The organism is Microcoleus sp. PH2017_24_DOB_U_A (genome assembly GCF_020738205.1).
In the GTDB taxonomy this organism is placed as follows: domain Bacteria; phylum Cyanobacteriota; class Cyanobacteriia; order Cyanobacteriales; family Microcoleaceae; genus Microcoleus.
On the sequence record NZ_JAEQCT010000059.1, the window covers coordinates 1 to 12,203 of the forward strand.

Consider the following 12,203-nt stretch of genomic DNA (forward strand, 5'->3'; position numbering starts at 1 on the left):
CTCGGGTTGACTCCTATTCTTTGCCGAAAATAAACGAACATGGATGAGTCGAATGGTCTAGCATTACTATAGCCACTTAGACCTAGGAAGTATTGTAGGTATGGGTTTTCTCTTATTTGTTCTACTGTTTCAGAGTCGCTAGTTCCTAATCTCTCTTTGATTATTAATGCCCCCAATGCTATACGAAACGATTTCGCGGGGGCTCCCGTTGAACAGGTGAATTTTTGGGCATATTCATCAACAAAAATTCTGACCATGGAATTATTTTTGCCATGATTACCAACGATTATTCTCTGATAATTGTCCTTGTCCGTGAAGGGCAAAGTTGGACACTGCTTTTGGGGCTTTAGTCAAGTTTTCGGTACATGAACGAAAGTGATGCTGTGCATGGCTTTTGACTAATTTTACCTCATAGTCTAACACATTGTCAGTGCCGATCGCGAGTCAAAGTTTTTTCAGGTAAGGGTTTTAGGCTTATTCAGCAAGCCCTAGCTAGCACTTTCGCCTGTTACAGAACCTTTTTTACAAAACTTTCCTTGTTTCTTTAGATTCGTTTTGCTTGTCGGTACGATCGCCCACTTATCGGCTCGATCGCCCACTTATCGGTACGATCGCCCACTTATCGGTATGATGGAATCAATGACGTGGCGATCGACTGACTCACTCTTTTAAGATACAAGGGGCGGGTTCACCAACAATAATTGCCACTCAACCAATAATCTCAAAAACCCGCCCCCACCCAACGGTAAATCACTTCCCTAAATCTGGCGGAAATTCACGGATGTAATCGCATTAGCAGTCACTCCAATCATCACACCTAACTCCTCCCCCGTCAAGATATTTTTGATGAGAACTCCCTGAATATTTTGAGTTATTGCTAACTGATTAAAGCTCAAACCTCCGCTTAATCCAATTAAATCTTGACCCACGGTAAAATCAGCGATTATGTCAAATCCGCGATCGGCTTCTAAGACAAAAATATCATTCCCAATACCACCAGTCAAACTATCATTACCCAAGTCTCCATAAAGAATGTCGTCGCCCTGACAACCAGTTAGAGTATCGTTATCTTCCCCTCCATAAATAGTATCATTTCCTTCACACCCTCCCAGAATATCTGCTTGTTCGTTACCGCTGATAAAATCATCGCCAGCCCCGCCGCAAATGGTATCATCACCTTGACTTCCAAACAGCGAATCCTCACCTTCACTACCAAAGATTATGTCATTCCCTTTGCCTCCAAATAAGGTGTCATTACCCTTACCACCATCAATGAAATCATCATTTCTGTTACCATAAACGATGTCATCACCTTCGCGACCATTGATGGAGTCATTGCCTTTACCTCCGAAGATTAAATCGTTGCCAGCATCGCCCAGGATGATGTCATTATTTTCATCTCCAAATAAGATGTCGTCACCTTTGCCACCGCTGATAAAGTCATTGCCTTTATTGCCGTTGAATATGTCACGACTCTCGCCACTATATAAGTTGTCATTCCCAGATTTAGCATCGAATATATTGCCGTTGTTGCTGCCAAGAAATTCATCGTTTTGGGCAGTGCCTATTTGAATGCCGGATATACCGAGTATGGTGTTTTCAACTGTATTTGGTTGGTTTAAGTTGGGATAGTCAATTTCATCGCAGATGCAGTCATCGTTGGGGATGTTGTTAGTTATTGGTGTTGGCGTTAATTCGGGTGTTGGTGTTACCTCGGGCGTCGCTGCGGGTGTTGGCGTTACCGCAGGTGTTGGTGTCGGTGTCGGTGTCGGAGTTAGCGATGGTGTCGGCGTTGGTGCGGGTGTCAGTGTTTCCGCTGGCGTTGGTGTTGGCGTTACCGCAGGTGTTGGCGTTACCGCAGGTGTTGGCGTTACCGCAGGTGTTGGTGTCGGTATTGGTGCAGGTGTTTCGGTTACCGCAGGTGTTTCGGTTACCGCAGGTGTTTCGGTTACCGCAGGTGTTGTTGTCGGTGTCGGAGTTAGCGATGGTGTCGGCGTCGGTGTCGCTGTCGGAGTTTCCGATGGCGGGGGCGTCGGTGTTGGAGTTGGAGTTGGCGAGAAAGGCGTCGGAGTTGGACTTACCTCGGGCGTCGGAGTCGGCGAGAAAGGCGTTGGTGTGGTGACAGGAGTTGGTGTGGTGACAGGAGTTGGTGTGGTGACAGGAGTTGGTGTGGTGACAGGAGTTGGTGTGGTGACAGGAGTTGGTGTGCACTAAAATTACCTAAACCGCTAGCAGCAGACAAATTGCCAACAACATCCTTCACCTGCGATGCTTGCAAATTAACTGTGTAAGTAGCATTATCAGTATTATCCCAACTTCCGCCTGGGGGAGTAAACGAATATGTCGCTGTGCGGGGTGTACCATTGCTATTAGTATTAACACTAATAAATCTAGCAGGAATAGCACCGCCTGACCAATTTACAACAACATCAGAATTTTCTAAACTGCTAACATCAACTCCACTGATATCACTGAAAGTAACTGTCAATGTCTGACTTGTACCACCTGCTGTAGTAATGTTAGAAATTGGTGCCAAGTTAGCCGTAGGTGGGATGACATCAATAATCGGGATCGTGATATTAGCAGTGCGAGTGAGTTGAGTGGCTGCGGTGTTATTGTTACCCGCAGCATCTGTGGCTTTAGCTGTGGGAATATCAACTGTGACATTACCAGTAGCAGTTGGTGTGACATCAAAAGTGTAAGTTTTGGCATCAACTATGACAAAGTTTCCGACAGCAGCATTGGCTACGGTGATATCAGTAGTATCAAAGCCGATGACATTTTCACTGAAGGTAGCAGTGACGGTAAATAAACCAGTTACTGTGGTTGGTGATGTTGATGTTAAGGAAACTGTAGGTGCGGTGATATCAGCAGTGCGGGTAAGTTGAGTGGCTGCGGTATTGTTGTTACCAGCGGTATCAATCGCTCTAGCAGCAGGGACATCAACGGTGACATTACCAGTAGCATTCGGTGTGACTGTAAAAGTATAATTTGTGCCGCTACCTGTGAAGTTGCTAATTGTACTGTTAGTTAGATTCACGCCAGCGGCGGTAAATCCTGTGACGCTTTCGCTGAATGTTGCTGTGACTAAAAACGGTGCGTTTGTGGTGGTTGGTGATGCGGATGTTAGGGCTACTGTTGGTGCAAGAGTATCGGCAGTGCGAGTTAATTGAGCCGCAGCGGTATTGTTATTACCCGCGGTATCAATCGCTCTAGCTGCCGGGACATCAACTGTGACAGCGCCGTTAGCATTCGGTGTAACGGTGAAAGTATAGGTTGTGCCACTACCTGTGAAATTGCTAATCGTACTGTTAGTCAGATTCACGTCACTGGCGATAAATCCTGTGACGCTTTCGCTGAATGTTGCTGTGACTAAAAATGGTGCGTTTGTGGTGGTTGGTGAAGTTGATGTTAAGGTGACATTTGGTACAAGTGTGTCTACAATTATGGCTTTGCTATCAGCTAAAGACTGCCCCGCAGGAATAGTTAATGTTGCATTATTGCTCGCAGAATCTCTTAAGGTTGCACCAGTTGCTAAAGTTATGCCAGTTGAGTTGAGATCCGTGCTGTTTTGTCCGGTGGCTGGAGTATAAGTGCCGACAGCAGATGTGCCGGTAAAAGGTGCAATTGTGACAGTGCCGCCTGTATCTAGGTTGACTGTCATGTTACCGCCTGCTAAAGTAACTGCTTCGCTGAAATTGACGGTGACGTTGATGTTGCTAGTTGTGTTGTAACTGCCGTTGGCGGTGGTAGAGGTGACGCTGGTAACAGTTGGCACAATTCCATCTATTACTATTGCTTTATTAGCACCCAAAGAGTTAGCAGCAGCGGGTGCTGGTAATGTTAAGCTGGCATCAAAAGTGGCAGCATTCTTAATAGTACCGCCGCTTAAAGATAAAGCAGTTGTGGAAAGATAGTCTAAGTCGGCGCTGCGATCGCCTGCTGCTACTGTGTACCGGAATGTCAAGGTGTTAGTACCGGTGCCTGAGAGGTAACTGGCGACGGGTGTTGCACCTGCTAAGCTAAGTTGCGGCGTACCCGTGACGTTGACGATTTCAGAGAAGTTAACAGTGATGCCGATGTTTGTGCCGATGCCGTAAGTCCCGTCTGGGGTGGCTGCACTGACGCTGGTAATCGTGGGGAAGGAGTTAACTGTGATGTTGGCGGTTTCGGTAGCTGTGCTAAAAACGCTGGATGTTGTGTTATTGGTTCGATCGGTGGTGTAGTTAGCGGTAGTGCCATTTGTGCCGGTAATTCGATCCCAGGCGGCAAAGGTAATGGCGTTGGTGACAGTGCCGTTGTAACCTGCATTGGGCACAAACCGGATTTTGGTGTTGGCATCACTCGCTAATAGTAAGGCGTTGGTGGCAGAAACGGCTGGGGTGTTTGTCCAGGTTGTGCCATTGGTGGTGTATTGCCAAGTGCCGTTAGCGGTGTCTAATGCAGTGATGGCGATGCCTTGGGAGGCGCTGGCGTTGGGATCGGTGATTTTTGTGCCGCCGAGGTTGGCGATGATGGTGGAGATTAATGTGCCTGTACTGGCGCTGTCGTTTTGGTTTTGGGCGTTGAGGGTGGGTGTGCCGCTGTTGTCGAGTGCGGGCGAGTCGTTTACGAGGACGGTGACGGTGGTGGGGGTGGAGATGATGCCGTCGGTGGCGGTGTATTGAAAGGTTTCTACGCCGTTGAAGTTGGCGTTGGGGGTGTAGAGGATGTTGCTTTTGGGGTCGATCGCGATCGCAAAGACATAATCATTTGCATTGGGGTTGAAGGTAGCATCAGCGACACCTGTGGTGGGATCTAATTTGGCGATATAGTTGCGGGTTTGTCCGCCGATGTTGGTGAAATAACCGCCCACATAGGGGTTGCCACTGCTGTCAAAGGCGATCTCTCTAACACCATTATCTGCATTGGGGTTGAAGGTGGCATCGGCGACACCAGTTGTGGGGTTTAATTTGGCGATGCTGTTGCGGGTTTGTAGGCCGATGTTGGCAAAACTGCCACCCACATAGGGGTTGCCGCTGCTGTCAACGGCGATCGCATGGACACTACCACTCGCATTGGGATTGAAGGTAGCATCGGCGGCACCAGTTGTGGGGTTTAATTTGGCGATATTGTTGCGGGATTGTCCGCCAATGTTGGTGAAAGAGCCGCCCACATAGGGGTTGCCACTGCTGTCTATGGCGATCGTATTGACAGAAAAACCACTCGGATTCGGGTTAAAGGTAGCATCGGCGACACCAGTTATGGCGTTCAATTTGGCGATTCTGTTGCGGACACTGCCGCCGATGTTGGTGAAAATGCCGCCCACATAGGGGTTGCCACTGCTGTCTATGGCGATCGTATAGACAAAACTATTCGCATTCGGGTTAAAGGTAGCATCGGCGGCACCAGTTGTGGGGTTTAATTTGGCGATATTGTTGCGGGATTGTCCGCCGATGTTGGTGAAAGCGCCGACCACATAGGGGTTGCCACTGCTGTCTAAGGCGATCGCATAGACACTACCATTAACATTCGGGTTGAAGGTGGCATCGGCGACACCAGTTGTGGGGTCTAATTTGGCGATACGTCCGCGGGGTTGTCCGCCGATGTTGTTGAAAAAGCCGCCCACTATGAGGTTGCCACTGCTGTCTATGGCGATCGCTAAGACACTATCATCCGCATTTGGGTTGAAGGTGCTATCTAATGTCCCATCGCTATTCAACCGAGCGATATTGTTGCGTGCGAGTCCACCGATGGTGGTAAAACGGCCCCCGACATAAATCCAGTCATTAATAATCGCTGTACCGTTGGTGGGGGCAGTAGTGATGCTTTGAACTTTCGGTCTTCCGCTACCTGTGTCGTTGGCGAGTACGTCAATGCTAACTGCCGACGAGTTGACGGGAATGGCTTTGTTGTCGGGGTTGACGGTGGCTAGTATGTGGCTGTAAGCACTGAGGGTGTTGAGGTTAAATGCTACTGCTGTTTCTATCGGGCCTGTTTGTACTTCTAATTCCCAGTCTCCGCCTAATTCAGCACTGCCAGTAGGATTAGCTGAAGCGGCGATATTGGCCTCAATGATTTCACTCAATCGCTTGACGAAATTTTTGCCAGCTTCTCCTTTGCCTATTTCACACCCATATAATAAGATGTCTGCGTTAGCTATCAGGGCGTTTCGCCACTGTTGCAACTGTTGGCTGTAGTTTTCGATGTTGTTGCTGTTGAGTTCTGTCGTGCCTAAGTAAATCTTGCCGGAACCGCCGTGGGTGATGATGTGTAGGGCTTTGATACCTGTGTGCTGAGCTAGGAATGTGGTGATTTGCTCGATCGCATCGGTCTTATTTTTGAGGATGTAGGTAGCTGTATCTGGTTTGATGCCCTGGATTAGGTAGTGGCTGTCGGGTATTGTGGGGTCAATGATGACGATTTCCCTTGGTTGGTTGCGAAAGGAACCAATCAAAGAGTTTTTTTTATTGGGGTTAATTTGAACTAGAGTTTTCATCTGCTTTTCGTTCTAGTAGAATAAGTTGTTGTTAACTTGGTCTAGCTCGATCGCCAAATTTAATTTTTTATCTGCGGCAATTCTACCTGCTAGCAGACGAAACGCTAGATTTTTAACTACTAGGAATTTAGCAAGGTTCTCTTCGAGAATCAATGGCTTAGCTTCTCATTTACCAAATCTTTATTTTATAAGTAATTTTACATAAATCATAAAAATTTAAGAAGTGGGGCGGGTTTATGAGATTGTGGGTTTTAGCCAATTATTGGAGCGTAAAACCCGCCCTTGCATTTGGGATATATAAAAAAGATATAGCCTTTCTCAAAAAGATGAGGTATGACTGACAGCTTACATAACCTCCCAGACAAAGAGGGCTCGCATCCCAACAACGTCCGCGAATATGAGAGCTAGATCCGCTATATGCCTCTAAATTCTATGAATAACGAACGAGCCACTTTCAATACAGTCCACGAACACGATATTTTTGGCGATCGCGATTTACCAGCTTGGTTAACCGAACAACAAATCAGCCTCGCTTGTACTACTTATCAAACCAGCAGGTTGATGTTAATCGGTGCCGCGCCAGAAACCAACAGAATCTCGGCTTTTTGGCGAATATTCGATCGCGCAATGGGACTTTTCTGCACACCGGAACGCCTCTACCTAAGCTCAAAATATCAACTCTGGCAATTAGATAATGTGCTGGCTGCGGGTGGACAACATCAAGGTTACGATCGCCTTTACATACCGCGCATCGCCTACACCACAGGTGATATCGACATTCACGATATCGCAGTCGATAAAAATAATCAAATTCTGTTTATTAGCACTTTGTTCAATTGTATCGCTACTTTGAGCGATCGCCACAGTTGCAAACCTTTGTGGAAACCGCCGTTTATCTCACAATACATCAACGAAGACCGCTGTCACCTCAACGGTTTGGCGGTGGATGGAGAGGCGAGATACGTCACGGCGTCGAGTCAGTCGGATGTGGTGGATGGCTGGCGCGATCGCAGAAAAAATGGCGGCATAGTGATTGATGTCGCATCTAATGATATCATCGCTACGGGATTGTCGATGCCGCATTCACCTCGCTGGTATCGAGATAAGTTGTGGTTGCTGAATTCGGGGAGAGGAGAATTTGGTTATGTCGATTTAGAGACAGGGAAATTTCAGGCGATCGCATTTTGTCCGGCATATGTCCGAGGATTGGCTTTTTGGCAAAATTGGGCGATTGTTGGATTGTCGAAACCGAGGGGTGGTGACAATACTTTTAGCGGTTTAGAGTTGGATGAGTTGTTGGTAGCCAAAGATGCTGAGGCTCGCTGCGGTATGATGGTGATAGATTTGACTACTGGTGCGATCGTACATTGGTTGCGGTTTGAAGGGATTGTCACGGAACTTTATGATGTGCAGGTGATTCCGGGAGTGCAAAAGCCAATGGCTTTGGGTTTTCAAACGGAAGAAATTGCTCAGTTAATTACTTTGGAACTTTAACCGCTGATGGTGGCGGATGGACGCACGGGTAGCTAGAAACCGGGTTTTTGCGAGAATACTTCGTTACTGTCGGTAAAAATCGTAAAAACCCGGTTTCTTGGATTGTGCGCGAGGGTCAGAAATGTTAAGATAGAGTTTGTTTTGTAACCTCTACATAAATATGTTCTAACCGCACCGGATAGCGAGCTATTGAATCAATAGAAATCCCATCAAAACGCAAAATAATATCCTTTAATTCCAAACGTTCCGGCAGCCAAAAAGCCAAATCGCTACCGTAGCGGCGGGGAATAAAACTGTATTCTGCTGCGCGGGCGATGACTTCAGCTTCTGCGTCGGTTTTAACCACAATAATTTCCTGAGCCGGAATTAGTTTTTGCAACTCCTCCAAACTGCCCTCAGCCACAATACTACCATTCTTTAAAATCCCAATTCTCTGACACAAACGCTCAGCTTCATCCAACAAATGAGTTGTTAGCAAAATCGTAATTCCTTCCGATTGCAAACGCTGAATCAACTCCCAAATTTCATAACGAGCCTCAATATCTAAACCAGTTGTTGGTTCATCTAAAATTACTAATTTAGGCTGGTGAACCAAAGCCACCGCAATATTCAAACGGCGCTGCATTCCTCCGCTCAAAGTTTCCACCGGACTTTGAGCTCTATCTATCAAATTTACTGCTTTTAAGCATTGTTCTACTTGATATCGGCGCTGTTGGCGCTCTAAACCATAAATTTGAGCAAAAAAATTGAGGTTTTCTGCACAGCTAAGGCTTTTGTAAAGCAAATTTTCTTGAGGCGCTACACCGATTAACAGTTTAGTAGCTTCCGAAACAGGTTCGCCATTGATGAAAACCTTACCGCTGTCAGCATTTAGCAAATTGCATAAAATATTGATAGTTGTAGTTTTGCCCGCCCCATTTGGCCCCAGCAAACCGTAAATTTCGCCAGCTTGAATGTGCAGTGTTAAATCGTTAAGCACTGAACGTTCGCCGTAAGCCTTATTTAGCTTTTCTATTTGCAGCACTGCTTAAAATCTCCTAGTTTTTTCTCTAAATTATCTTTGAATTCCCTGATTTATTTAAAGTCTTCTTTCTACTCTTAACATCCGCCGATATGACAGCCATCCGCCTGCGATCATCGAAATAGCAAATATGAATAAAAACCAGAAGTGCGATTCAATATCCGCAAAATCTTTGCCGTTAGCCCACACGCCTATCAGCGCTTCGTTCATATGATAAATCGGATTGTACTGGGCGAGATCCAGCAGGGTTTTGGGGAACAGCGCAGTTGGCAAAAATGCACCTCCTAAAATCAACAAAGGAACGCCGAAAGCGGCTACTAGCGAGTTGACATCTTCTGTGCGCCTCGCAAACTGCGTCCCCAGAATAAAGCCAACTCCTACGTAGGATACAATGCTGAGTAGAATAATCGCGCATCCTAACAGAATAGATCCTTGAAATTGTGCTCCCAAACACGCTGCTATCGTGTATACTAAAAGTACCTGACCGATGCCGATCGCACTGTGAGCCAGAAAAATTCCTAAAAAGTAGGAAGTGCCACTCAGGGGGGAAACAAATAAGCGCTTGAGAGTATGCTGTTCTCGCTCTGAGACTACCGTGGCTACACTGCCGCCGAGACAGCTAAAAAATAAAGCGGCTCCTACTAAACTTGCAGGTGCAGCACTTTCAAAGGCTTTGGCTGTGGTGAGATTGGCGCGTTCTTTTAAAATTAAACCATTGATTAGCAAGATAGAAATTGGAAAAATACTCCACAAGACTAAGCTGCGCCGCCGCCTTCCCAATTCAATTAAAATTCGCTGCGCTACTGCGAGGGTTTCATACCAGTATTTCATAGGGATTGTGTTAGCATTGTAAGAATTGGAAATTGACATCAAGTCCGAAAAGAATCAACACAATCAAATTGGTTCGTAGTGAGGACTTTAGTCCGCATCAATCCGAGGACTCGCATTCCGAACGATCAAATTGGTTCGTAGTGAGGACTTTAGTCCGCATCAATCCGAGGACTCGCATTCCGAACGATCAAACCTTCTTGATGGCATTGAATTTACCGGAAATTATATGATTATTGATAATAACGCCACGGCATATTATACCATAGAAATACTAAGAATGTTAAATTTCAATAAAAAACCCGCCCGCGCGGGTTTTGTGATTTGACCAGACTAGGTTTTAAATTTTCGGTGTCTGTCGCTGCGCTCATTTAATACTAAAGTTCGTACCTCTGTAACATCCTTGAAAAGAAGTTAAACTTGTACGGTTTGTCTGTTCGAGTTTAGTCACGAGGGAGGGAGTATTACTTTCAGGATTTGTACCCCACTTGTAAATAAAGTCGCCGATGTAGTTTCCGGTTGCTTCGTAGCTGTGCACTTGTATCGGAATTCCCGAAACTCCTGAAACTGTTTGGTTGTTGTATCCGTTAACAATGATTTTCTCGATAACTGCTCCGGGTTCTACAGTCACGTTCCAGTTGACTGGTTCGTAGGCCGAAAGTGCAAGTATTATTGGCTTGTTGCGGCGTTCTACTTTGACTTGGATAGCACTTTTCGACAAATTTGCCTTCCCGTGTTCGGCATTAGCTTCGTAAACACCAATCAAATGAAGTTCTTTGTCTCCGGTTGACGAACCAACATAGGCTGAAAAATCGTCGGAACCGCCAATCCCGCAGTTGGCGGCCGAACTAATGGGGGAAGTAAAAGTTGTTTTTTCGGCGAGTTTCTGCTGCACCGTCGGGACTACCCACCAACCGGTTCCGACTCCTAAAGCACCTATTAAAGCAGCGGCAATTCCGAAAGGAATGACGTTTGTGAGGTGGCGAAAGGCGGTTGTTGCAGTTACTTGGGCTCGGGTTTGCTGCCAAGTTTCAGCAGTTTTTCCGGCATTGCCGCCATCTAGACAAGCTAACAAAGCTAAACTTTCCGGCTGTTCGAGCAGACTTTGAACTGCTTTCCCTTCCCCAACGTAGAGATTTCGAGTTTCGGTGTCTAACAGCAGCCAGTAGCGATCGCCCTCGCCGAAGTTGTACTCTTGTAGCGCAGGCTGAACTAAATCGTGCTGCAAAAATACCAGCCAAGCCATGTTATTGCCAGTTCCGACTATTTTGCCGTCGCTGAAAATAAGTTGGTCGATGTCGGGTTCCCACCGCCAAGCTACCCAGCGACTGTCTCCTCGATAGCCGAGGGATTTTTCGAGTTGCGGATGAGCAGTTATTTCTAAGCGTTGAACTAAGTTTGACACAGTTGGTCTCCTCAACTACGCGCGATCGAAGCTATCCCAAAGGGTAGGGAATCGCTACTTCCAGTCTTAGCTTAACTTATCGGGCGATCGTCCTTCAAAAACTACCCGTGCCGTTGCCCGTGGTACTGTTGGGAGACACATTGTTGCTGGGATTGGTATTCGGCGAAGTTCCCGGATTGAAATTATTCTGTTGATTAGTATTCGGCGAAGTTCCCGGATTGAAATTATTCTGCTGATTGGTATTCGGCGAAGTTCCCGGATTGGCATTATTGTTGGGAATTGTATTCGGCGAACTTCCTGGATTCAGATTATTCTGCTGATTAGTATTCGGTGAAGTTCCCGGATTGGCATTGTTGTTGGGATTAGTATTCGGCGAAGTTCCCGGATTGGCGTTGTTGTTGGGATTAGTATTCGGTGCAGTTCCCGGATTTGCGGGATTTGCGGGATTTGCGGGATTTGCGGTACCAGCAGGAGTAGTTATCGGGGCGCCGGCAGCATCTCTGGTAACGCTGTTGGGGTTCGGGGGGGCTGCTGGATTAGCTGCATTGGGGTTATTTCCAGGAGCATTGGCTGGGTTGGCGGCTGCGGGAGCAGTGTTTTGGGGAGCAGCGTTGGTGCCGCACAAGCTGACTAAATCAAAAGTTGTACCGCTTGGGGTTTCGATGAAGCAAACCGGCACATCTACTCGCGGGTTTGAGGCCCTGGGAAACTGGCCCGTTCCGGGCATGGGACGGCTAAAGGCGACTTGTGCCATCAATGGAGTCAAGGCAGCCGATAGAGCGGCTGCGAGGCGCAATAATCTCATCAGCACTTCCTCAAATGTTATATTTATTGGATCCACTATGCCTTATAAACTGCCAAGTGTCCTCATTCTGAAAGCCGATCTTTTTTACCAGAAAGAATTGGTTGAAAGCCCGCCCGCCTTCGAGGGAGACATTAAAATCAGAGTATTCATTACTCCAATACTCAGACTTCTG

8 protein-coding genes and 1 pseudogene are annotated in these 12,203 nt (G+C 46.8%); 1 reads left to right on the forward strand and 8 read right to left on the reverse strand.

The genetic code is table 11. From position 1 onward, the window contains the following. The 4 genes and pseudogenes from JGK07_RS17325 to JGK07_RS17345 form a co-directional block, all read right to left on the reverse strand. Nucleotides 1-354, reverse strand: a pseudogene (locus JGK07_RS17325) (transposase); the annotation flags it as partial. Nucleotides 355-758: 404 nt separating this feature from the next. Further along, on the reverse strand, nucleotides 759-1,895 hold the full coding sequence (locus JGK07_RS33215) for a calcium-binding protein (RefSeq protein WP_366934308.1): 1,137 nt from the start codon (nucleotides 1,893-1,895) through the stop codon (nucleotides 759-761). A gap of 182 nt (nucleotides 1,896-2,077) precedes the next feature. Continuing rightward, a complete protein-coding gene (locus JGK07_RS17340; protein ID WP_293290972.1) occupies nucleotides 2,078-6,478 on the reverse strand; it encodes a DUF4347 domain-containing protein in 4,401 nt (1,466 codons plus the stop codon). Between the two features lie 12 nt (nucleotides 6,479-6,490). Continuing rightward, on the reverse strand, nucleotides 6,491-6,631 hold the full coding sequence (locus JGK07_RS17345; protein ID WP_293179828.1) for a hypothetical protein: 141 nt from the start codon (nucleotides 6,629-6,631) through the stop codon (nucleotides 6,491-6,493). A gap of 279 nt (nucleotides 6,632-6,910) precedes the next feature. Here JGK07_RS17345 and JGK07_RS17350 point away from each other — a divergent pair, with 279 nt between their 5' ends. Continuing rightward, nucleotides 6,911-7,972 carry a TIGR03032 family protein gene (locus tag JGK07_RS17350; RefSeq protein ID WP_293241826.1) on the forward strand — a complete coding sequence of 354 codons (1,062 nt, stop codon included), beginning with the start codon at nucleotides 6,911-6,913 and terminating at the stop codon, nucleotides 7,970-7,972. Nucleotides 7,973-8,096: 124 nt separating this feature from the next. Here the strand turns inward: JGK07_RS17350 and JGK07_RS17355 are convergent, their stop codons facing one another. From JGK07_RS17355 to JGK07_RS17370, 4 genes are all read right to left on the reverse strand, one after another. Beyond that, on the reverse strand, nucleotides 8,097-8,996 hold the full coding sequence (locus JGK07_RS17355) for an ABC transporter ATP-binding protein (protein ID WP_293190935.1): 900 nt from the start codon (nucleotides 8,994-8,996) through the stop codon (nucleotides 8,097-8,099). 54 nt (nucleotides 8,997-9,050) lie between these two features. Next, nucleotides 9,051-9,824 carry an ABC transporter permease gene (locus JGK07_RS17360; protein WP_293179837.1) on the reverse strand — a complete coding sequence of 258 codons (774 nt, stop codon included), beginning with the start codon at nucleotides 9,822-9,824 and terminating at the stop codon, nucleotides 9,051-9,053. 364 nt (nucleotides 9,825-10,188) lie between these two features. Beyond that, nucleotides 10,189-11,226 (reverse strand): hypothetical protein, encoded by a 1,038-nt coding sequence (locus JGK07_RS17365; RefSeq protein ID WP_293179840.1) that lies wholly within the window; start codon nucleotides 11,224-11,226, stop codon nucleotides 10,189-10,191. Between the two features lie 94 nt (nucleotides 11,227-11,320). Next, nucleotides 11,321-12,031 (reverse strand): hypothetical protein, encoded by a 711-nt coding sequence (locus JGK07_RS17370; protein ID WP_293190933.1) that lies wholly within the window; start codon nucleotides 12,029-12,031, stop codon nucleotides 11,321-11,323. Nucleotides 12,032-12,203: the final 172 nt, after the last annotated feature.